We start from the raw sequence: 22,729 nt of genomic DNA on the forward strand, positions 1-22,729 counted from the left end.
CGGTCTGCCCGGCTCAGCTCCGCACCGCCGCCTCCTGGCGGATGATGCTCGGCCCCTGCGGTGTCGCCTCGACCACGAGCTGGGCCGGCAGCTGCTCCTTCATCGCCTCGACGTGGCTGATCACCCCGACCGTCCGTCCGCCGACGCGCAGGTCGTCGAGCGTGCGCATGGCGAGTTCGAGCGTCTCGGGGTCGAGCGAGCCGAACCCCTCGTCGACGAAGAGCGTGTCGAGCCGGATGCCGCCGGCGCGCGCCGTCACGACTTCACCGAGCCCGAGGGCGAGGGCGAGGGACGCGAGGAACGTCTCGCCGCCGGAGAGCGACTGCGGCGTGCGCAGCCGTCCGGTGTGCGCGTCGAGCACGTCGATGCCGAGTCCCGACGCGCGCCCGCGCGCGGCGCGCGCGTCACTGTGGTGCAGCGTGTACCGACCGGCGGACATCTCCGCGAGGCGGACGTTCGCCGCCGCGACGATCTCCTCGAGCTCGGCGGCGAGCACGAACGTCTCGAGGTCCATCTTCATCGTGTTCGGGGCGCGTCCGGCGACGGTGTCGGCCAGGCGCGTGACGGATGCCGCATCAGCGGCGAGCTCGGCGACGTCGGCATAGGCGTCGTCGGCCCGTTCGGACAGGTCGCGCAGCTGCGACCACACGTTCTGGGCATCGCGCTCAGCCGCGATCGCGGCCGAGCGCGCGGTATCGGCGGCCGCGACGAGCGACGCCGCCTCCTCCACCTCGTCGCCCGTGACCTCGGCGCCGACGAGGGCGAGCTCCAACTCCAGGAGGCGCTCGCGCGTGGCGGTGATCTCGGCCGCATGAGCGGCCGATTCCCCCTCGGCCGCCGCGATCTCGGCGGGGGTGCGGAGCGCTGCGCGCACCGCACCCGGGGCATCGAACGGGCTGTCGACGAGGAGGCGCTCCACGTCGACGGTCGCGGCCTCCCACGCACGCTGCCGCTCCGCCATCGTCGCCCGCGCGGCGACGAGGGCCGCCGCCCGCGTGCGGCGCGCTTCGCCGTCCGCGATGCGCGCCGCGACGCTCTCGAACTGACCGCGCGCGCGGGCGACCGCCTCCTCCAGGCGCGCGATCTCCGCGTTCGCCGCCGCCTGCTCCTCGCGGTCGGCGAGCCGGCGCACGGTGAGGGCGTCACGTTCGGCTTCAGCCGCATCGGCGATCCGGTCGAGATCCGCCCGCTCCGCGGAGAGAAGGTCGACGTCGCGCGCCCCGGCCGACGCAGCGTCGAGATCCGTGCGCACGAGATCGAGTTCGGCCTCCAGGTCGGCGCGGTCACGGCCCCCGGCATCCGCCTGGGCGGCGGCGAGCTCGTCGCGCGCGGCACGTGCGGTCGCGGCAGCACTGTTCGCGCGCGCGTGGGCGGCGTCGCGTGTGGCCTCCGCGGCGGCGAGATCCTCGTCGGTGACCGGTGCCGACGCGGGGGCGGCGGGGTGGGGGTGCTCGCGGGATCCGCACACGGCGCAGGGCTCGCCGGGAGCGAGCGCGGCGGAGAGCTCACCCGCGTAGCCGGCGAGACGGCGCTGCAGCAGATCGGTGACGGCGAGGCCGGCCGCGGCGGCGGCGGCGCTCGCCTCGAGATAGGCACGCTCCGCCGCGGCCGCGACCGGCGCGTGCCGCTCGGCGGCGCGCGCCGCCTCGACGTGGGCTTCGAGCCGCGTGCAGCGCGCGCGGAGGTCCTCGGCGCGCGCCGCGACGGCGCGCGCCGAGGTGAGGCGTTCCTCCAGCGCGAGGCGACGGACCGGGACCTCCGCGAGCTGCTCGCCGAGCGCGGCGAGCGCGGCGTCCGTCTCGGCGAGCGCGGCGGCGTAGGCGGCGGCGCGCTCCCGCACCGGTGCGAGGGCGAGCTCGGCTTCGGCGGCATCCTCCCAGCGGGCGAGATCGGCCGTGATCTCCCGCACGGCGATCTCGGCGGCCTCGAGATCGACGTCGACATCGCCGGCAGGATCGACTTCGCGCGCGAGCTCGACCCCGCCCGCCCACGCCTCGTGCGCGCGACGCTCTTCGGCGCGCGCGTCGTCGAGTTCGCGAGCGGCGCGATCGGCGGCATCCAGGGGTGCGCGCAGCGCATCCGCGGCCCGCGCGGCGGAGAGGAGGGCGCGCTGCGCTTCGATCCGAGGGGCGTTGTGCTCCAGCTGCGTGAGCCGCGTACGCGCCTCGGCGCGCTCGCGGCTGCGGCGCGCGCGCTCGACGAGCTCGACGTGCGCGGCGGATCGCGCCCGGTGCTCCTCTTCGGCGCGCGCACGCGAGGTCGTCGCCTGATCGACGCGATACGCCGCCCGGCCGACGGCCGCCAGCACCGCGGCGGACCGTGCGGCGAGATCACCCCCGCCGGACTCCGTCGCGGGCATCGCGTCGTCGTCGCCGTCCGACCCGAGCGCGCGCTCGGCGATGAGGCGCTCGGCGAGACCGAGAAGGGTGCGCGCGTGCTCGCCCGCGGAGTCCAGGCGCTTCTGCGCCTCGCGGCGGCGCTCGTCGAGGTCGGCCTGATACTGCTCGAACCGGCGTGTCCCGAAAAGCGTGCGCAGGAGTATCTGCCGCTCGTCCCCGGGAGCGAGCAGGAAGCGCGAGAACTTGTTCTGCGCGAGCAGGATCACCTGCTGGAACTGCTGAGCGCCGAGGCCGAGGATTTCGCCGAGCGCGAGACCCACATCGCGCGGTTTCGCCGCACGCCCGATCCAGACGCCGTCGCGCAGCTCCTCGAGCTCGGCCCGCGCCGGCTCGGTGGTGAGCCCGCCGCCGCGTTTGGCGGGGCGGTCGTATTCGGGGGCGCGCGTCACACGCCACCGGGCGTCGCCGGCCGTGAACTCGAGGCGCACCTCGGTCGGATCGGTGAGGAAGCTATGGTCGCTGCGCAGGCGCTTCTCGCCGCCCTCGTAGCGCGGCACGGTGCCGTAGAGAGCGAAGCTCACCCCGTCGAGGATGCTCGACTTGCCCGTGCCCGTCCGCCCCGAGATGAGGAAGACGCCATCGCGGTCGAACGCGTCGAAGTCGACCCGCTGCATCTCGCGGAACGGCCCGAACCCGGTCAGCTCGAGCGCGTGCAGCTTCACGTCGCCACCGGCGCCGTGCTCCGCGCGACGCGGCCGCCCGTGCGCACGTCCCCGTCACGCTCCGCGCGCTCGCGCGCGCCGAGGACGTCGCGGACGAGTTCCGCCTCGCGATCCGACGCGCCCTCGCCGGCGCGTACGTGCACGAGGAACGCTTCGACGAGCTCGGCGTCGCTCTGCGCCGCCCGCACCCGCTGCGTATAGCTGCGGGTGTCCTCGGAATTGCGCGCCGGCGGTGTGTGCGCGACGGCGGCGCAGTGGGGGAAACGCTGCTGCAGCCGGCGCAGCGGATCGGCCTGCGGAACGGCGTCGGTGTACTCGACCGACACCCAGGCATCCTCCGCGTCGGCGTACGCGTCGCCCTGCAGGATCTCGTCGAACGCGCCGCGGAGCGTCCGCAGCGGGCGCGGGACCGGCAGATCGAGCCAGCGCGCTCCGGCGAAGCCCGCGGCATCCAGCTCGACGAGCCACGACCCGCGGGGCTTGTCCCCCTCGCCGAAGCTGTAGTGCAGCGGCGCCCCCGCGTACCGCACCCGGTCGGAGAGCTGCTGCCGCCCGTGGATGTGGCCGAGCGCCATGTAGTCGACGCCGTCGAACGTCTGGAGCGGCACGACGTCGAGGCCGCCCTGCTGGATGTCGCGCTCGAGGTGCGGCGTCGGCTCGACGCCCGCCGCGAAGCAGTGCGCGACGGCGACCGCACGCAGAGAGCCGCCCACCCCGGCGTCCGCACCACGTCGTGCCGCGAGGTCGGCGCGGACGAGGCCCATCGCGTGGGCGAGGACGCCCGCCTGCGAGGTGGCACCCGGCCATTCGTGGCGCAGGAGCGCGGGTTCGAGGAAGGGGATGCCGTAGATGTGCACCGGGCCGTGCTCGTCGCGCACGGTGATCGGCGTGCCGACTTCGGCCGGATCGGTCAGGACATGGATGCCGGGGCGCAGGAGCGCCGCCTGGAATCCCAGCCGGGCGGCGGAATCGTGGTTGCCGCTCGTGACGATCACCTCCGCGCCGGTGTCCGCGAGGGCGGCGAGCGTGTCGGAGAGCAGCCCGTAGCATGCGGCGGCGGGGGTGGCCGAGTCGAAGACGTCGCCCGCGACGATCACGACGTCGACGGCGTGCGCGCGCACCTGCACGACGAGCGCGTCGAGCACGCCGCGCAGCGCGTCGAGCGTGGAGTGACCGTGGAAGGTCCGCCCGATGTGCCAGTCGGAGGTGTGCAGGATGCGCATGTCTCCACGCTAAGCGCGGCCTCCGACATCGCCCGCGCGGCCCGCCGTCAGCCGCGCGCGCGGCGGCGCGCGACGAGGTCGAACAGGCCGAGACCGAACGCGACCACGAGGAACGCCGCGACCGAGATCATGCCGAAGGCGTACGCGTCGTGGAAGACGTCGATGCCGTGCCGCCCGGAGCCCTCATCGCGGTAGATCGCGGAGTAGAAGAGCGACAGGGCGACCGCCGTCCCGATGGCCGTCCCGATCCGCTGGCCGAGCTGCCCCACCGACCCGGCGAGGCCGCCCGAGCGCGTCGGGATCTCGGCGAGGGTGAGGGTCTGATTGGGCGCGACGACGAGGCCGGCGCCGGCGCCCGCGACGAGCATGACGGCCGCCATCACGTAGGCGACGACCCCGACGGGCACCGTGAACGCGACGATCGTGAGGGCGACCACCGCCACGAGCACGACGCCGAGGCCCCAGACGACGAGCGGGCGGCCGAAGCGGCCGACGAGGTTGCCGCCGTACCACGCGCTCACGGCGCTCGCCAGGGCGAACCCGATCGACACCATTCCGGCGTACACGGGCTCGAGCCCCACGCCGAGCTGCAGGAACAGCGTCGTCAGCAGGAACATCGCCGGGATCGCGGTGAAGTACGTCGCCGCGATGAGCGTGCCGTTGCGGAACGACGCGACGCTGAACAGGCCGAGCGGGATGAGCGGCGCTCGTCCGGAGGCCCCGTACCGGTGCTCCCACCAGAAGAAGAGGACGGCGAAAACGGCGAACAGGACGAGGGTCCACCACCGGCGCGGATCGTCGTCCGGCGACCCGGTCGTGAACAGGAAGGGCCACATCAGGGTCACGATCACGACGGCGAAGAGGATCAGCCCGACCGGATCCAGTTCGAGCCGGGAGGCACTCGGCATCCGCGTCTTCGGCAGCAGCCAGATGACGCCGGCGAGCACCGCGAGGCACAGCGGCACGTTGATCCAAAAGATGAACCGCCAGCCGTCCTGTGCCCCGCCGAGGGCGATCATGAGACCGCCGAGCGTCGGCCCGAACGCCGTCGCGATGCCGATCGTCGCGCCGAACAGCCCGAACGCGCGGCCGCGCTCCTTACCGGTGAACAGCTGCTGGATCGTCCCGATGACCTGCGGCATCTGGATGCCGGCGGCGAGTCCCTGTACGAGGCGTCCCGCGATCAGGACCTCCGTCGTGGGGGCGAGCGCGCACACGATCGACGTGACGGTGAACAGGCTCAGGCCGATGATGAACAGCTGCGTGCGCGACCGCTGATCGCCGAGGCGCCCGAACGGCACGAGGGCGAGACCGAACAGCAGGACGTAGCCCGAGACGACGATCTGCAGTTCGGTGGATGCCGCGCCCAGCGCCTGCTCGATCGACGGCAGCGCCACGTTGACCTTGCTGAGGTCGAGGATGGTGAGCGCAGCGACCGAGACGCACACCCAGAAGGCGCGCCAGCGCTGACCGTGCTCGAGGGGGATGCTGGCCGTGCCCGGAACCGTCACCCGTCCACGCTACTGCCCCGACGACGAGGCGTCTCGACGACGGCGGAGGCTTCCCGGGCGACGGCCCCGCACGACGATGGGCGGCTCGGAAGCCCCGAGTCGCCCATCGTCGTGCGTGGCGGTGTGTCTGCGGCCGTCAGCCCTGGCGGGTACGGCGACGACGCAGCGCCAGCAGTACCGCACCCCCGAGGACCAGCATCGCCGCGAGCATCGCCGCCGCGGTGACCGCTGCGGGGCTCTGGCCGGTGACCGCGAGCCCTGCCGCGGTGCCCGCGCCGGTCGAGGGGAGCGCGGTCGAGGAGGACGTCGGCGACGGCTCGGGCGTCGCCGACGGGTCGGCGAGGCGCACCGTTTCGGAGCTCGAGACGTCGACGAGCCCGTCACGGTAGCCGTCGTACTGCGCCGTCACGCTCGTGACGGCGGCGGGGACAGCGACGCTCGCCGTCCCGCCCGACAGGGGCACCGTCGCCGTCCAGCCGCCGGCGGCGCGCGCCAGCGGCGACACGGCAGTCGCGTCCGTGAACGTGACCGTTCCGGCCACGTCCCCCTCGTCGGCGGCGGTGACGCGCGCGGTGACCGTGCGCTCTTCGGCGCTCAGCGACGTCGTCGAGGCGACCGCGGTAATACCGGTCCAGTCGTGCATGGCGGTGAGGACCGCCTGCGGCACACTCACGAAGGCGCCGTGACGCGGGCTGGCGGGCAGGCCGCCCTGGGCGCGCACGTTCCAGTCGCTGCGCTGCGACAGCCGGTCGCTCTGGGTGCTCGAGGCGATCGCGTCGCCGCTGGTCACGAACGCGCGGTAGCCGCCGGCGCCGTAGTTGTCCACCAGGAAGACGTAGCCGTCGCCCGTGTTGTTCGGATCTCCCGCATTGAGCTTGACGATCTCGGGCCCTTCACCGGCCTGGCCGGTCTCCGCGGAGGTCATGTGCGTGTCGAGCAGCTGCCAGGTGGTGGACGGGTCGGCCGTCCAGCTGGATTCCGTCGTCGGCGCGGTGAGCACCTTCGAGCGCTCGAGGAAGATGTCCTTGCCCGCCTCGAGAGGGCCCGCGGCGCCGCCCTCCTCGTTCTTCGTGAAGCGGTAGTAGTAGTCCCCGATCTTCGTGACGGTGGAGTCGATGCGCGCGTAGCCGGTGTCCTGCCAGCTCGCCGGCGGCGCCGTGAACGTGCGGAAGTCACGGGTGAGCACGGCGAACATGCGTGCGTACAGGTTGTCGCTGTTCGTGTGGCTCGCGTCGGAGTACAGCCGCGACGCGAAGAACACGACATACGACTGCAGTTCGTCGTCCCAGTACGCTTCCGGCGCCCAGGTCATCCCGGCTGCGGGCTGATTCACCGTGATGCCGGTGTCCTCGCCGTTGGTGCGTGTCCACGTGACGAGGTCGGTCGACTCCCACACCTCGATCTTGAGGCTGCCGGCGGACTGGGCCGGGCCCCAGCCCGTGCCGCAGCTGATGCAGAGGTCGGTCGCGACCATGTAGTACTTGTCGCCGTCCTTCGAGCGGAGGATGTACGGGTCGCGCAGACCCGTCGTGTCGGTCGTCGACGTGATGACCGCGTTGCCGCCGTTGACCGGGGAGAACGTGAAGAAGTCGTTGCCCGACGTCGCCGCCTGGTAGATCTTCTCGTCGCCGTCGGACTTGAAGTAGGCCGCCGCGTAGCCCGCGTCGGGCGCCGTGCGCCCGTGCTCGGCGACCGCGACGGTGAACGTGCGCTCGGCGCTCGCCCCGTTGAGCTCGACGTGCGCCGTGAGCGTCACCTCGCGGTCTCCCGCACCGTACGCGGGTCGGGTGACGAGGCCGCCGCCGCGGTACGGGTCGGCGAGACCCGCCGCGGGAGCCGTGTAACCGGCATCCGTCGCCGTCACGAGAGCCGGGTCGGAGGAGGTCCACGTGATGGACCCGCCGTTGACGACGCCCGTCGTCAGGAGGGGGAGGTTCTCCGTGGTGCGGGTCGCGAGGACGATCGCGTCGAGGTCCGCCGAGACGTCGGGCGCGACGACGGTCACATCGAACGTGAGGGTCGACCCGAGAGAAGTGGCAGCGGTCAGGGTGACCGCGGTGTCGGTCGAGATCGCGCGCGAGACGACGCCCGTGGTCGACACGACCGACGGCGATGACGACGACCAGGTCAGGCCGACGCCGTTGACGGTCGCCGGCAGGGTCAGGTTCGACGAGACGTTCGTCAGAGCGGAATTGGCCCCGAGCATCTGGGCGATCACGTCGCCGCGCAGGAGCGCGGCGGTGGTCGCCTTCTTCTGATCGGCCGTCGGCATGCTCGCAGCGACCTCATCGGCCGTGAGCGCCACGTCCCAGAGCTTGACGTCGGAGACGTCGGCACGCAGCAGCGGGTCGCCCTGGTAGAGCGAGCGTCCGAGGTAGCCCAGCACGGCGCCCGTCGGGATGATCGAGCTGAGGGAGAGCGAGTGGGCGAGGGTGGAGATCTGCTGGCCGTCGCGGTACAGCGTCAAGGTGCTGCCGGAGCCGACCATCGTCAGCGTCGTGAAGCCCGGGTTGAGGCCTCCGCCCGCCGGCATCCTGCTCTCGCCGTTGCTGTTGCCGTTCTTGACGCGGATCGCGGCGAGCACCTGATCGGTGTATCCGCCCTGCGCCGACCGCGGGCTGAGGAAGATGTGGTTGCCCAGCTGCGTCGTGTTCCACGGCCCGACGCCGTCGCCGATGACCCACCCGAAGTGATTCGCCGACGTCTGCGTGGAGACCGTGTACTCGACGGTGAAGTCATTGTCCGATCCGGTGATCGACCCGGACGGCAGGGTGGCGTAGCCGTCCGCGCGGAAGCGCAGCACGTCGTCACCGCCGGCATCCGCGAACGAGGCGTCGGTCAGGCCGTTCAGCGTCGCGTTGCGGCCGTTGCCCGACACATCGAGCAGCGTCGTGCCGCTGTGCGACATGTCGTAGTGCGCGGTCGGCGGCGGCGCATCGGCGGCCGAGGCCGCGATCGGGGCCGCCAGCCCGATGCCGGTGACGGCGACGACGCCGGCGATGGTCGCGGCGATCAGCCGGCGCGGGGAACGTGCGTGCCCGGAGGGGCGCGAGAGCATGGGTGATCTCATCGTCGAGAGGCTTCCTCGTGATTAGGGTGGGATGGCGTGGGGGGCGAGGTGTCGAGCTCAGAGGCCCTGCGCGAGGCGGTAGTAGGCCTGGTTCCAGCGCAGCTCCTGCTGGAAGCCGCGGACCGTGGTGCCCTCCTCGATGACGGCGAGCTCGACACCGGCGATCTCCGCGAAGTCGCGGAACACCTCGATGCCGACCGCCGTCGTCATGACGGTGTGGTGCGCGGCGCCGGCGGTCAGCCAGCAGGCGGCGCTCGTCGCGAAGTCGGGGGCGGGCTTCCAGACGGCGCGGCCGACGGGCAGCTTCGGCAGGTCGGGGGCGTCGACGTTCTCGACGACGTTCGCGACGAGCCGGAAGCGGTCGCGCAGGTCGCTCATCGCGACGACGAGCGCCGGGCCCGGGTCGGCCGTGAAGACGAGGCGCACGGGGTCGTCCTTGCCGCCGATCCCGAGCGGGTGGATCTCCAGCCGCGCCTTCCGCGAGGACAGCGTCGGGGAGACCTCGAGCATGTGCGCGCCGAGGATCTTCTCGTCGCCCGCGACGAGGTCGTACGTGTAGTCCTCCATGAGGCTCGCACCGCCCGGAAGCCCCGCCCCCATGACGTTCGCGACACGAACGAGGATCGCGGTCTTCCAGTCGCCCTCCGCGCCGAAGCCGTACCCGTCGGCCATGAGCCGCTGCACGGCGAGGCCCGGGAGCTGCGTCAGCGCACCGAGGTCCTCGAACGAGGTCGTGAACGCACCGAAGCCCCCCGCCTCGAGGAAGGACCGCAGGCCCAGCTCGATCGCCGCACCGTCGCGCAGCGACTGGTGGCGGTCTGCGCCGGGGAGGAGCTCGTCGGCGACGTCGTACTCGTCGAGGTAGACCTGGACGAGCGCGTCGATGTCGGCATCGGATGCCGCAGCCACGGCATCCGCCAGCTCGTTCACCCCCCACGTGTTGACCTGCACGCCGAACCGGAGCTCCGCCTCGGTCTTGTCGCCCTCCGTGACGGCGACGTACCGCATGTTGTCGCCGAACCGGGCGAGCTTGAGGGTGCGCGCCGCCTGCCATCCCGCCGCGGCACGCTGCCAGTCCTCGACCTGCTGCCGAACGGCCGGGTTCGAGACGTGCCCGACGACCGTCTTACGCGCGACGCCCAGGCGCGTCTGGATGTACCCGAACTCGCGGTCACCGTGCGCGGCCTGATTCAGGTTCATGAAGTCGAAGTCGATCTCCGCCCACGGCAGTTCGACGTTCGCCTGCGTGTGCAGGTGCAGCAGCGGCTTGCGCAGCGCGTCGAGGCCCGAGATCCACATCTTGGCGGGGCTGAACGTGTGCATCCAGGCGATGATCCCGATCACGGAGTCGTCGCTGTTCGCGTCCAGCGCGAGCCGCCGGATCGCGTCGGAGTCGGTGAGGACCGGCTTCCATTCGACCTTCACCGGCAGCCCGGACAGGCCCGCGGCGACGCGCTGCGACTGCTCGGCGACCTGACGCAGGGTCTCTTCGCCGTACAGGCCCTGGCTTCCGGTGACGAACCAGACGGTCGCGGTCTCGAGCGAGGAGGAGAGGGGCATTTCGGGTCCTTCGGTTCTACAGATGGGCGACGGCGGATGCCTCGACGGCAAGCCCCGCGCGATAACGGTCGAGGTAGGCGGAGAACCCCGCGACATCCGCGGGGTCGGGGTCGGCGACGGATGCCACGGCATCCGCGAAGACGACCTGAGAGAGGTAGTCGGCAAGAGTCGCGTCGGCGGTCGGCTGCGCACTGCGGGCGACGGCGCGGCGGTAGGCCGCGAGCACGGCGATCCCCCACGCCCCGCCCTCCGACGCCGTGTCGCCCACCGCGACCGGCGCATCGAGCGCCGCGGCGAGGAACCGCTGCGCGACGCCGGCCGTGCGGAACACCCCGCCGTGCGCGAACAGGCGGTCGATGTCCACGCCCTCGCGCGCGAGGACGCGCATGCCGAGCGCGAGGGTCCCGAACATCCCGTACAGGTGCGCGCGCATGAGGTTGCCGAGCGTGAACTCGGCATCCGGTGTGCGCACGACGAGCGGCCTGCCGGCGGTGAGCCCGACGACGGGTTCGCCGGCGAGATGGTTGTAGGCGAGGACACCACCCGCATCGGAGGCCCCGTCGAGGGCTTCGCGCAGGAGGACGTCGAAGACGGCGTCGGAGTCGGCGGGGGCGCCCGAGGCCGCGGCGAAGCGCCGGAACAGCCCCGCCCACGCCGCCAGCTCGCTCGCACCGTTGTTGCAGTGCACCATCGCGACGGCGTCGCCCGCGGGGGTTGCGACGAGATCGAGCTCGTGGTGCCGCGCGGTGAGCGGGCGATCGAGCACGACCATCGCGAAGATGCTCGTTCCGGCGCTCACATTGCCGGTGCGCGGCGCGACCGCGTGGGTGGCGACCATGCCGGTGCCCGCGTCGCCTTCGGGCGGACAGAACGGGATGCCGGGGCCGAGGGAGCCCGACGGATCGAGGAGCGCGGCGCCTGCCGCGGTCAGCGACCCCGCGTCGGCACCCGCGGGCAGCGACGCCGGCAGGAGGGAGCGCAGCGGGGGGAGCTCCCCGGGTGCGAGACCGTCGAAGAGCGCGATGAGCCGTTCGTCGTAGTCGACCCCTTCGGCGGCGATCGGGAACATCCCCGACGCATCCCCGACACCCAGCACCCGCCGGCTGGTGAGACGCTCGTGCACGTAGCCGGCGAGCGTCGTGACGGAGGCGAGGCGCGCGACGTGCGGCTCGTGGTCGAGGACGGCCTGGCGCAGGTGGGCGATCGACCAGCGGAGCGGGATGTTGACGCCGAAGAACTCGGAGAGCTCTTCGGCGGCCGGGCCCGTGCTGGTGTTGCGCCAGGTCCGGAACGGCACGAGGAGCTCGCCGGCCGCGTCGAAGGCGAGGTAGCCGTGCATCATCGCCGAGACGCCGATCGATCCGACCGTCTGAAGAGCAACGTCATGCCGGACCTGGACGTCGCGGGCGAGGGCCGCGTACGCAGACTGCAGGCCCGACCACACGGCATCCAGCGCGTAGGTCCAGACGCCGTCTTCGAGCCGGTTCTCCCACTCGTGCGACCCGACCGCGAGGACCTGAGCAGGGTCGTCGGCGTCGACGAGGCACGCCTTGATGCGCGTCGATCCGAACTCGATGCCGAGGGCCGTCCGCCCTGACCGGATCGCTTCCGCTCCGCTCATCGGCGGTCGTCCGTGCTCTGGCCGTACACGTTCTGATAGCGCGAGTAGAGGGCGTCGATCGCGTCCTGCGGAAGGGGGATCAGCTCCCCCGCCTGTCGGGCGAGGTGGACCGTACGCGCGACGTCCTCGCACATGACGGCGGCCTTCACGGCGTCCTTCGCGGTCGCGCCGATCGTGAACGGTCCGTGGTTCTGCATGAGCACCGCACGCGAGCGGTGGCCACGGAGCGTGTCGACGATGCCGCGACCGATCGAGTCGTCACCGATGATCGCGAACGGGCCCACCGGGATCGGGCCGCCGAACTCGTCCGCCATCGCCGTGATCACGCACGGGATCTCCTCACCGCGCGCCGCCCACGCGACGGCGTAGTCGGAGTGCGTGTGCACGACCCCGCCCACCTCGGGCATGTTCCGGTACACATAGGCGTGCGCCGCCGTGTCCGACGACGGCGAACGGTCGCTGCCCGGCGTGCCCGGGACGACCGCGCCGTCGAGGTCGCAGAGGATCATGTTGTCCGGCGCGAGGTCGTCGTAGGAGACGCCGGACGGCTTGATCACGAAGAGGTCGCTGCCGGGCACGCGCCCCGACACGTTGCCGCCCGTCCAGACGACCAGCCCGTAGCGCACGAGCTCGCCGTGCAGGGCCGCGACGTCCGCGCGCACCGCGTCGATGCGCGCCTGCAGTTCGGCGCCCGCCGTGACGCCGGCCGCGGTCATCGTGCTCTCCGCTTCGTGAGAGCGCGCTGCAGGAGCACGAACACCAGCAGGATGCCGCCGGTGATGATCGTCAGGTACTCCGGCTTGATCGAGCCGTCCTTCGTGATGATCATCCACAGCGCCGCCAGGACGAGCGAGCCGACGACGGAGCCGAGCACGTACCCCACTCCTCCGGTGAGCAGCGTGCCGCCGATGACGACGGCGGCGATCGCATCGAGCTCCCAGCCGATGCCCGTCACGTTCTGCGCCTTGCCGCCGACCTCGGCGGTGTAGACGACCGCGGCGACACCGGCGAGCGCGCCGCTGATGACGTAGATCCACACACGCGTGCGGGCGACACGGAGGCCCATGAGCTGAGCCGACGACTCCGCCCCGCCGATCGCGTAGATCGTACGGCCGGTGCGGGTGCGGTGCAGGAAGAACACCGCTGCGATGACGACGATCACCGCGATGAAGAAGCCGGGAGTGAGGACGAGGTCGTTCACCTTCGGCCCGTCGATCAGCTTGAAGTCGGTCGCCAGCAGGTGGATCGGCGCGTCGTCGGGGGCGTGCACCGGCACCGTCGACAGGATCGAGGCGAGCCCGCGGGCGAGGAACATCATCGCGAGCGTCGCGATGAACGGCTGCACGTTGAAGTACTGGACGAGGACGCCCGAAACGAGTCCGAACAGGGCTCCGAACACGACCATCAGGACGATCGCGACCCAGCCGTTGACCCCGATGTCCATGAGCATGACCCCGGCGACGGACGTGAAGGCGACCACGGCGCCGACCGACAGGTCGATGCCGCCGGAGAGGATGACGACGGTCATGGCGACGGCGAGGATGATCGTCGGCGCGAAGCTGACGAGCAGGCTCGACATCGTGCCCAGGTGGAAGACGCGGCCATAGGCGATCTCGGCGTAGACGAGCATGCCGACGAACAGGACGACGGCCGCGAGGGTCGGGATGAGCGACTGGCTGCGTCCCCAGACGCGCGCCCAGGCGGCGCCGCGACCCGGCGTGGACGCCGCGGCTGCTCCTGCGCCTCCGGCGGAGCGTTCCCGTGTGGTGGGTGCGCCGCTCATGCGACGGCCTCCTTCGACTGCGTGGTTTCGGGCTCCGCTGCGGCTCCGGGCTGCGCCGTCGGCGGACCGGCGTCGGGGGTGCGCGGTCCGACGCGGCGGCGCAGGACGAGCGAACGGACCCGCTCGGACTGCAGCAGCACGAGGGCGACGATCACGATCGCTTTGAACGCGGGGGTCGCGGCGGCGGACACTCCGAGGAAGAGGACGGTCTTGTTCAGGGTCGCGATCAGGAGCGCGCCGACCGTCGAGCCGACGATGGAGAACTTGCCGCCGGCGAGGGACGTGCCGCCGATGACGACCGCGAGGATCGCGTCGAGCTCCATCTGGTAACCGGTGCCCGACACGTCGACGGTCATGACCTCGGAGACCGTGAAGAGCCCGCCGACGGCCGCGAGCGCGGCGGAGAGCACGTAGACGGCGATGAGGATGGGGCGCGGACGGATGCCGGCGAGCCGGCTCGCGTGCGGGTTGATGCCGATCGACTCGATCATGAGCCCGAGGGCTGTGCGCCGCATGACGAGCGACACGATCACGACGATCGCGATCGCGAGGACGAAGCTCAGCGGGAGCCCGAGGAACTGCCCGTTGGCGAGGGCGCGGAACGGCGCGTTCTCGGCGTTCGTGTTCTGGCCTCCGGTGATGACGCGTGCGATGCCGCGCCCAGCGAGCATCATCACGAGCGTGCTGATGAACGGCTGGAGGCCGACGACGGCGACGAGGAAGCCGTTGACCGCTCCGAGCACGGCGCCGAGGAGGACGGCCAGCCCGATGGCGGCGAACATGGCTCCGACGGATGCCGGCTGGTCGAGGCTGCTCAGCGTCACCATCGCGATCGCCCCGCCGACCGCCATGACCGAACCGACCGAGAGGTCGATGCCGCTCGTGGCGATGACGAAGGTCATGCCGAGCGCGATCATGACGATGGGCGCGGATACGCGCAGGATGTCGAGCACGTTGCCTGCGACCTGGCCCGTCGTCGGGTTGATCCCGATCGCGAGGTAGCCGGGGTCCTTCAGGGTGTTCAGTGCGAGCAACAGGGCGATGCCCACGATGCCCCAGAACCAGGGGGTGCGAACGAGCGCTCTCACGCGGTTCATGCCGATTCTCCTTCGACGGTCTCGGCGAGTCGGTCGGCGCGGGCCTCGGCCGCCTCCTCCGAGTCGGCGGCGATGATCGAGACGATCCGCTCGGCCGTCACATCGGGGCCGTTCACGACCTCGCCGACCTTCTGGTGGTCCTTCATGATCACGATGCGCTCGGAGAGGCGCACGACCTCCTCGAGCTCGGAGGAGATGAACACGACGCTCATCCCGCCTTCGGCGAGCTCCGCGACGGTCTCCTGGATGTCGGCCTTGGCGCCGACGTCGATACCGCGCGTGGGCTCGTCGAGGAGCAGCAGCTCGGGCTCGGTCGCGAGCCACCGCCCGAGCAGGACCTTCTGCTGGTTGCCTCCGGAGAGCAGGCGGATGGGCCGGTCGGGGTCGTTGGGGCGCACACTGAAGCGCTCCATGTACGTCGTGACGAGGCGATCGACCTCGCGCGCCGGCACACGGCGCAGCCAGCCGCGCTGCGCCTGTACGGCCAGCATGATGTTCTCGCGGATGCTGAGGTCGCCGACGATGCCGTCCTCGCGACGGTTCTCGGTCGAGTAGGCGATGCGGTGGGCGAGCCCGGACACCGGCGTCGAGATGCTCGCGGGCGAGCCGTTCACGCGCACGTCACCGGCATCCGCCTTGTCGGCACCCACGATGAGACGGGCGAGCTCCGTGCGGCCGGATCCGAGGAGACCCGCGAAGCCGACGACCTCGCCGCGGTGGATGTCGATGTCGGTCGCCGCGAGCGCGCCGCTGCGGGCCAGGCCCGTCGCCGCGTACACCGGGGTGGCGGAGCGGTCGCGCTCGTCGACCTGGCGGTTGGAGCCGAGCGCTCGCAGCGCGCCGAGGTCCTTGCCGATCATCTTCGAGATGAGCGCAGTGCGGTCGAGGTCGCGCGTCAGGTACTCGCCGACGAACCGTCCGTTGCGCAGCACCGTGATCCGGTCGCTGATCGCGTAGACCTGGTCGAGGAAGTGCGAGACGAAGAGGATGGCGACGCCCTGGTCGCGCAGGCGCCGGATGACGCGGAAGAGCATGTCGACCTCGGCGGTGTCGAGGCTCGACGTCGGCTCGTCGAGGATGAGGACCTTCGAGCGCGTCACCATCGCGCGGCTGATCGCGACGAGCTGCTGGAGCGCGATCGAGATCGAGGACAGCGGCGCCTTCGGGTCGAGGTGGCCGAGTCCCATCTCGATCAGCGCCTCGTGTGCCCGCGCGTGAGTCTTGCGCCAGTCGATGCCGAAGAGGGAGCGCACCTCGTGGCCGAGCATGACGTTCTCACCGATCGAGAGGTTCGTGCAGAGGTTGACCTCTTGATACACGGTGGAGATGCCGGCGGCCTGCGCCGAGGCGGTCCCGGAGAAGCGGCGCTCCTCACCGAAGACGAGGATCGACCCGGAGTCGATCTGGTAGACACCCGTCAGCGCCTTGATGAGCGTCGACTTGCCGGCGCCGTTCTCACCCATGAGGGTGTGCACCTCGCCGGGCAGGAGACGGAAGTCCACGTCGTCGAGCGCCTTGACACCCGGGAAGGTGATGGACGCGCCGCGGACCTCGACGATCGGGAGGGGTTCAGTCACCACGTTGAGACTTCCTCATTGAGTATGCGTGTCACCGCTGGGAGTGGTGGAGGGTGGTGGGGTGGGGACCGCCGCGGGGACGGCGATCCCCACCCCGGTATTTGTGCGGGGCGCGGGGCCGGCTTAGAAGCCGAGACCCTCGTCGAGCGCCTTCTGGCCCGCCTCGGGCGAGTCGAACGTCGCGCTCTTGACGATGATGGTCGAGTCGACGCTCTCACCCGCGAGGGCCTTCTTCACGGCATCCACCGCGTCGGTGCCGAAGAACGGGTTGTACTGCGCGACGAAGCTCAGGTCGCCCTTCGCGAGCGCCTCGAGCGCACCCTTCGTGCCGTCGATCGTGGCGATCTTGACGTCGGTGCCGGGCTTGAGGCCCGCCGCCGTGACGGCCTGCGCCGCGCCGATGCCCATCTCGTCGTTCTGAGCGAAGATGAACTGGATGTCGTTGTTGTTGGCCTTGAGGACCGTCTCGATGACGGACTTGCCCTCATCGGTCTTCCAGTTGGCGGTCTGCGCGCCGACCTTGTTCCAGCCCGACTTGCCGGCGATCGCCGAGTCGAAGCCCTCGTTGCGCTCGTTGACGACCGACAGACCGGGAACGCCCTCGAGCACGAAGTAGTTCGCGCCCTGCGGGAAGGCGGTGACCGCCCACTCGCCGACGGACTTCGCGACCTGCGTGTTGTCGGGCGCGATCCGGGTGACGTAGAGGTCGCTCGGAGCGTCGACGCCGCGGTCGAGCAGGATGACGGGGATCTCCGCCTCCTTGGCCTTCTTCAGCTCGTCCTCCCAGCCGGATGCCTCGGTCGCGGTGAGGAGGATGACATCCACCTCGTCGTTGACGAAGGTCGAGAAGGCATCGAGCTGCGACTTCTGGTCGCTCGGGCTCGCGGCGGGGGCGTACTTGAGGTCGAAGCCGGCATCCTTCGTGAAGGCGTCCTTGATCGCCTGCTCGTTCGCGTTGCGCCAGCCGCCCTCGGGGCCGACCGCGACGAAGCCGACCGTGACGACGTCGTCGCCACCGGCGGCGTCGCCCGTGCTGCCGGCGTCCGCACCGCCGGAGCAGGCGCTGAGGCCGGCGACCAGGGCTCCGGTCGCTGCGAGCGTGAGCAGTCCGCGGAATCCGCGCTTGGTGATGTGCATTCTTTCTCCTCCTTGAGAAGCCCCGCGAGCGCGGGGCGTAGGCTGCGCCGACGGGCGCGGGACAGTGCGGGTGCATGGAGGCATCGGGTGCCTTCGAAGAAGATTGTGCGCGCTAACAACCCGTCAGCGCAAGTCGTTTCGGCATATTCGTTACGGTTCTGTTACCGCGAACACGTCCGGCCGAAGATCAGCTCGCAGGAGGCGCAGTCGAGGCGCGGACGACGAGCTCGGGGGCGATGAGTTCGTGTATCGCGGTGTCGTCGCCGTCGATCGCGGCGATGAGCAGACGCAGCGCGAGGGAGCCCAGCGCGGTGAAATCCTGACGCACCGTCGTGAGCGGAGGCAGGAAGTGCCGCGCGTCGGGAAGGTCGTCGAAACCGGCGACGCTCACATCCCCCGGCACGCGCATCCCTCGATCGACGAATCCGTGGATGAGACCCAGCGCCATCTGGTCGTTCCCCGCGAACACGGCGGTCGATCCGCCGAGCTCCCTCGATGTGCCGATCCGGTACCCGGAGTCCGAGGTCCAGTCGCCCTGCGCGACCCGCCCCTCGGACAGGCCGCGGTCGCGCAGCTCGTCGCGCCACCCCTGCCAGCGGGCGCGGGCGTCATACCAGTCCAGGGGGCCGGCGACGTGCGCGATCTCCCGATGCCCCTGCTCGACGAGGTGCGCGACCGCCATCCGCGCGCCGGCGTATTGATCGACGCCGGCGGTGTGCAGGTGTGCGTCGGGCTCGGACTTGATCACGAGGGTCGGCATGTTCGAGCTGTGCTCGCGGAACAGCTCCAGCGCCGACGATCGGGGGGCGATGACGCACAGGGCATCGATCCCCTGCGCGACGAGGTCGGCGATCCCGGCCGAGATGGTCTCGGCGTCCTCGTCCGAGGTGGCGAAGGCGCTCACCGAGTACTGCTGCGCGCGGGCGGCGCTCTCGATCGCCCGCAGCGTGCTGTTGGGGCCCCACTGCACGGGACTGTCGACGAGGACGCCGATGCGCATCGTCCGGCTCGTCGCGAGCGCGCGGGCGATCGAGCTGCGGGTGTACTGCATCTCGTCGATCGCCTTGACGACCCGCGCTCGCGTCGACTCGCGGATGTTCGGGTGTCCGTTGAGCACGCGCGACACCGTCATGTGCGACACTCCGGCGGCCCGCGCCACGTCGTAGATGCTGGGCTTCTGCCAGCCCCGGTGCGCGTCTTCGGACATTCGTCCCCTCTTCCTCGCTGCGGTCATCGTAGGCGATCCACAGGCGCAGCAACGGGAGCGCCGTGCGTCGCGGCTACGCTCGAACGATGGGGAAGGACGACGACTCGGCGGTCGAGGCCGCGACGCGTGCCGCGCAGGAGAAGGTCGACGAGGCCGTGGATGCCGCGGTCGAGGCGGTCGATCGGGCGATCGACGAGGCCACCGGCGTGCCCACAGACGACGGCGAGATCGAGACGTTCACCCACGATGGCGCGAGCCTCATCGCGGAACGGCGGGGGGATGCCGCGGCATCCCGCACCCTCGTCCTCGTCCACGGGATCGGGATGGGTCGCAAGGTCTTCGCCGACCTGTCGCTGCGCGCCGAGGACGATGCGCTCGTCGTCGCGGTCGATCTGCCCGGCTACGGCGATGCCCCGGAGCCGGCGCGCACCCCCACGATCGAGCGCATGGCGGACCTCGTCGCCGCCTACCTGCGTCATCTCGGTCGAGGGCCGGTGATCCTCCTCGGGCACTCGATGGGGACGCAGGTCGTCACGGAGGTCGCCGTGCGGCATCCCGGCGCCGTCTCGCACCTCGTGCTCGTCGCCCCCACCGTCGACCGGCACCACCGCCGCGCACTCACACAGCTCTTCCGCCTCGGCCGAGACCTTCTGGGTGAGAGCGCGAAGGTGCTGCTCCTCGGTACGCGGGAGTACCTGCGCGCCGGCCCGAATCTGCGCCGCAAGATGCGCGCGATGCTCGTCCATCGCCCCGAGCGCTCCTACCCCGCGATCGACGTGCCGACGCTCGTGATCCGCGGTGAGCTCGACGTCGTCGTGCCACAGGAGTGGTTCGACGAGGTCGTCGCCGCGATCCCCGATGCGTCGTCGTTCGTCGTCGAAGGACACCACCACGAGACCCTCATCCGTGACGCAGAGCCGGCGGGCGCAGAGATCCGCCGCTGGCTGCGCGCGCTACACGACGCCGCGGACGACGGCGCGCGGTAGGCGAGAAGATCAGGGCGCGGTGAGGTCGGCCACGAGCTGCGCGATCTCGGACTCGTCGAGCGTCATCCCGATGTCGGTGAGGCGGTGCCGGAGCGCCTGCTCGACGGTCGCGGCATCCTCCCCCTGCACATCGGCGCGCATCTGCGCGACGAGGCCGTCGAGTCGCTCCTGCTCGGACGCGGTGTTCTGCTCGAGCACCGGCTCGTCCTGCGTGTCTTCGGCCATGGGGTCCCCCTCGCTCATGCCTCGATGACGCCATCGTCGCCCGGCGCCCGCCGGATCGGCAGGGGCTTGACGACCGGGGATGAGCGGGGTACCGGCTGGCAGCGCTCAGCCGACGGAGCGCTGTTCGAGGAGCCCCGCGTGGTCGGGGTGCGCGTCGAACCAGTCCGCGACGTACCAGCAGACCGGCCGGACGGTGCGGTCCGCACGCTGCTCGATGTCGGCGACGGCGCGCTCGACCACGTCCGCTGCGTAGCCGCGTCCGCGGAACGCGGGCACCGTATAGGCCCGAGTCAGAGCGAGCGTCCGCCCGTCATCGCGGTAATCGAGGACGCTCACGAGGTCATCGCCGCGGTGCAGGGTGAAGCGCGAGGCGTCCTTCTCGTCGGAAAACCGAAAGCCCGTCATGTCTCCACGCTACGCCGCCGAGCCGCTCCCGGCGCCGATTGTGCACTCTGTCACATTCCGTCACGAAACCCGGGCGCGCGACGTGCGGTTTGACACAGTCCGCAACCGTTCGTCATAATCAGGCTCATGACTGACAACGCACGCACTCTGTCCGCCCGGGAGGCGAACGGATCTGCCGGCATCATGATGCCGCGCGTTGCCATGTGTTGCCGAATGTGTCTCTGACGGTCATCCCCGCCGGGTCCGCCCTCGTCTTCTGAACGACGAGACGGCAGACCCCCGAGTCACCGGATGTCTCCGCCCACAACGCGGCTGACGGATGCCTCGCACACCGGCCCCTCCCCCTTCATCGTCGCCTGACGTCGGTGACAAAGGGGCCGCTCTCGCAGCACACACCCGAATCCGACGGACACGCGCACGGCGCACCGCCCGGGTTCCGCCCCGAAGGACTTCTCCTCATGTCGACCACCGCCCTTCTCGACTCGCCCGCCGCTCCCCTCGCTCCCGCCACGACGCCGCGTCACCTGCACGCCGTCGATGCGGCCCCGGCATCCGTCCCCGCCTCCGCTCCCACGACCGGCGCGATCCCGGTGGGCACCGCCCCGCGCGGCTTCGCCCTGTACGTCGGGCTCGATGAGCTGAAGGCCGCCGCCGACGGCGTCTCGCTCTCGACGATCGTCACGGCGCTCCGTCAGACCCTCGCCGAGCTCGCTCCGCAGGCGGAGAGCTACGCGACCGTCGCGCTCGCCCCCGCCTCCGCCGGTGGCCGCGACGTCGATGTCGTGCGCCTCGCTCTGCACGAGCCGAGCGCCGTCGCCCGCACGAAGACCGAGGAGCCCGACCAGGACCACGTGCCCGGGGGCGTCACGATCGACATCTCGCGCCGCCGCGTGCACATCGACGGCGAGGGCGCCGCGCTCACCTTCAAGGAGTTCGAGCTGCTGCAGTACCTCGTCCTGCGCGAGGGCCGCACGATCGAGCGCACCGAGCTCGTCTCCTCGCTGTGGAGCCACGCCGACGACGGCGAGGCTCCCGGTGAGCGCACGATCGACGTGCACGTGCGTCGCCTGCGCGCCAAGCTCGGCCGCTACGAGGACATCGTGCGCACCGTGCGCGGCATCGGCTACCGGTTCGACCGGCACGCGGACGTCGTGATCCGCTTCGGCCACGGCACGCCCTCTCCCGACCGATTCTGACGACGCGCGAGGACGACGCCGCGGGTGCGTCGGTGTCCGGTGAGTGACGTACAGTGACGGCATGACGACGCGGGTGAGGATGCCGAGGCCTGCCGCCGCGCCCGCTCGTGACCCTCGCCCGGCACCCGAACGCCCGATCGAGACGGAGTACCGTCCCCGCACTCCGATCGACGCGCACCGCGCGATCGCGCTGCAGCAACGCGGGACGCACGACCCCGCCCAGACGAGCACCGCGGGCGTCATCTGGCGCGCGAGCCGTACCCCCGCGGGCGTCGCGACCCTCGCGATCCGCGTCGAGCGCGCGCGCGTGCGCGCTGCGGCATGGGGGCCGGGCGCCGAGTGGGCGCTCGATCAGCTACCTCGTCTGTGCGGCGCCGACGACGATCCGATCGGGTTCGACCCGCACCGTCACGCGCTCGTCGCCGAAGTGCACCGGCGCCACGCCGACCTGCGCCTCGGTCGCACCGACCTCGTCTTCGATGCCCTCGCGAGTGCCGTCTTCGAGCAGAAGGTCACGGGCCTGCAGGCGTTCGGCGCGTGGCGCATGATCCTGACCTGGTGCGGCGAGCGCGCGCCCGGCCCGACCCCGCGCCCGATGTTCGCACCGCCCGCCGACTGGCACCTCGTCCCCAGCTGGACCTGGCATCGCGCGGGGCTCGAGCCGCCGCAGTCGCGCACGATCGTGGCGGCCGCCGCGCGCCGCGCGTCGATCGAACAGGCAGCGGGGGCGGCATCCACGGGCGCCGAACGCGACGCCGTCTTCACGAGTCTGCCGGGCGTCGGCGTCTGGACGAGCGCGGAGGCGCGCATCCGCGCCTTCGGCGACCCGGATGCCGTGAGCGTGGGCGACTACCACCTCGCCCATCAGGTCGGCTACGCGCTCATCGGCACGCGGGTCGACGACGACGGCATGGTCGCGCTCCTCGAACCGTGGCGTGGCCACCGACAGCGGGTCCTGCGCCTCCTCGCGCTGAGCGGGGTTCTGGAGCCCCGGCGGGGTCCGCGTCTGGCGCCCGAGGATCACCGCGCTCGCTGACTCTTGTGGGTGTCGGATGCCCCCGTCACACTGG

Annotated in this window: 17 protein-coding genes; 3 read left to right on the top strand and 14 right to left on the bottom strand. The window is 71.4% G+C overall.

What is annotated here, in order from left to right; translation table 11 throughout:
• Nucleotides 1–13 precede the first annotated feature (13 nt).
• From J0I43_RS12100 to J0I43_RS12155, 12 genes are all read right to left on the bottom strand, one after another.
• Complete coding sequence (locus J0I43_RS12100; RefSeq protein WP_292864026.1) at nt 14–3,061, bottom strand: SMC family ATPase; 3,048 nt, start codon at nt 3,059–3,061, stop codon at nt 14–16.
• The gene (locus J0I43_RS12105) at nt 3,058–4,284 is read right to left on the bottom strand and encodes an exonuclease SbcCD subunit D (RefSeq protein WP_292864028.1); all 1,227 of its coding nucleotides are present in this window, start codon (nt 4,282–4,284) and stop codon (nt 3,058–3,060) included. The genes J0I43_RS12100 and J0I43_RS12105 overlap by 4 nt, the downstream gene beginning before the upstream one ends.
• Before the next feature lie 47 nt (nt 4,285–4,331).
• Nucleotides 4,332–5,795 carry an MFS transporter gene (locus J0I43_RS12110; protein WP_292864031.1) on the bottom strand — a complete coding sequence of 488 codons (1,464 nt, stop codon included), beginning with the start codon at nt 5,793–5,795 and terminating at the stop codon, nt 4,332–4,334.
• Between the two features lie 136 nt (nt 5,796–5,931).
• Nucleotides 5,932–8,853, bottom strand: a complete 2,922-nt coding sequence (locus J0I43_RS12115) for an immunoglobulin-like domain-containing protein (protein WP_292864034.1) — start codon at nt 8,851–8,853, stop codon at nt 5,932–5,934.
• Nucleotides 8,854–8,922: 69 nt separating this feature from the next.
• The gene (gene araA, locus J0I43_RS12120) at nt 8,923–10,425 is read right to left on the bottom strand and encodes an L-arabinose isomerase (RefSeq protein ID WP_292864037.1); all 1,503 of its coding nucleotides are present in this window, start codon (nt 10,423–10,425) and stop codon (nt 8,923–8,925) included.
• A gap of 16 nt (nt 10,426–10,441) precedes the next feature.
• Nucleotides 10,442–12,046 (bottom strand): xylulokinase, encoded by a 1,605-nt coding sequence (locus tag J0I43_RS12125; protein ID WP_292864040.1) that lies wholly within the window; start codon nt 12,044–12,046, stop codon nt 10,442–10,444.
• The gene (locus tag J0I43_RS12130; protein WP_292864043.1) at nt 12,043–12,762 is read right to left on the bottom strand and encodes an L-ribulose-5-phosphate 4-epimerase; all 720 of its coding nucleotides are present in this window, start codon (nt 12,760–12,762) and stop codon (nt 12,043–12,045) included. The genes J0I43_RS12125 and J0I43_RS12130 overlap by 4 nt, the downstream gene beginning before the upstream one ends.
• On the bottom strand, nt 12,759–13,829 hold the full coding sequence (locus J0I43_RS12135) for a sugar ABC transporter permease (protein WP_292864046.1): 1,071 nt from the start codon (nt 13,827–13,829) through the stop codon (nt 12,759–12,761). The genes J0I43_RS12130 and J0I43_RS12135 overlap by 4 nt, the downstream gene beginning before the upstream one ends.
• Nucleotides 13,826–14,926, bottom strand: a complete 1,101-nt coding sequence (locus J0I43_RS12140; protein WP_292864049.1) for an ABC transporter permease — start codon at nt 14,924–14,926, stop codon at nt 13,826–13,828. Before J0I43_RS12140 ends, J0I43_RS12135 begins: the two co-directional genes overlap by 4 nt.
• Nucleotides 14,923–16,506 (bottom strand): sugar ABC transporter ATP-binding protein, encoded by a 1,584-nt coding sequence (locus J0I43_RS12145; RefSeq protein ID WP_292864051.1) that lies wholly within the window; start codon nt 16,504–16,506, stop codon nt 14,923–14,925. Before J0I43_RS12145 ends, J0I43_RS12140 begins: the two co-directional genes overlap by 4 nt.
• Nucleotides 16,507–16,626: 120 nt before the next feature.
• Nucleotides 16,627–17,640, bottom strand: a complete 1,014-nt coding sequence (locus J0I43_RS12150) for an ABC transporter substrate-binding protein (RefSeq protein ID WP_292864054.1) — start codon at nt 17,638–17,640, stop codon at nt 16,627–16,629.
• Between the two features lie 187 nt (nt 17,641–17,827).
• On the bottom strand, nt 17,828–18,847 hold the full coding sequence (locus J0I43_RS12155) for a LacI family DNA-binding transcriptional regulator (RefSeq protein ID WP_292864058.1): 1,020 nt from the start codon (nt 18,845–18,847) through the stop codon (nt 17,828–17,830).
• A gap of 86 nt (nt 18,848–18,933) precedes the next feature.
• Here J0I43_RS12155 and J0I43_RS12160 point away from each other — a divergent pair, with 86 nt between their 5' ends.
• A complete protein-coding gene (locus J0I43_RS12160; protein ID WP_292864061.1) occupies nt 18,934–19,833 on the top strand; it encodes an alpha/beta fold hydrolase in 900 nt (299 codons plus the stop codon).
• Between the two features lie 9 nt (nt 19,834–19,842).
• On the opposite strand, the gene J0I43_RS12165 is transcribed toward J0I43_RS12160, so the two are convergent.
• Both J0I43_RS12165 and J0I43_RS12170 read right to left on the bottom strand, forming a co-directional pair.
• Complete coding sequence (locus tag J0I43_RS12165) at nt 19,843–20,058, bottom strand: hypothetical protein (RefSeq protein WP_292864064.1); 216 nt, start codon at nt 20,056–20,058, stop codon at nt 19,843–19,845.
• Between the two features lie 105 nt (nt 20,059–20,163).
• The gene (locus J0I43_RS12170; RefSeq protein ID WP_292864067.1) at nt 20,164–20,463 is read right to left on the bottom strand and encodes a GNAT family N-acetyltransferase; all 300 of its coding nucleotides are present in this window, start codon (nt 20,461–20,463) and stop codon (nt 20,164–20,166) included.
• A gap of 458 nt (nt 20,464–20,921) precedes the next feature.
• On the opposite strand from J0I43_RS12170, the gene J0I43_RS12175 reads away from it, so the two are divergent.
• Nucleotides 20,922–21,659, top strand: coding sequence for a winged helix-turn-helix domain-containing protein (locus J0I43_RS12175; protein ID WP_292864070.1), 738 nt, complete (start codon nt 20,922–20,924; stop codon nt 21,657–21,659).
• A gap of 61 nt (nt 21,660–21,720) precedes the next feature.
• Nucleotides 21,721–22,695: a DNA-3-methyladenine glycosylase 2 family protein gene (locus J0I43_RS12180; RefSeq protein ID WP_292864073.1), complete on the top strand. Its 975-nt coding sequence runs from the start codon at nt 21,721–21,723 to the stop codon at nt 22,693–22,695.
• The last annotated feature ends 34 nt before the right edge of the window (nt 22,696–22,729 follow it).

Source organism: Microbacterium sp. (assembly GCF_017305435.1).
Taxonomy (GTDB): Bacteria; Actinomycetota; Actinomycetes; order Actinomycetales; family Microbacteriaceae; genus Microbacterium.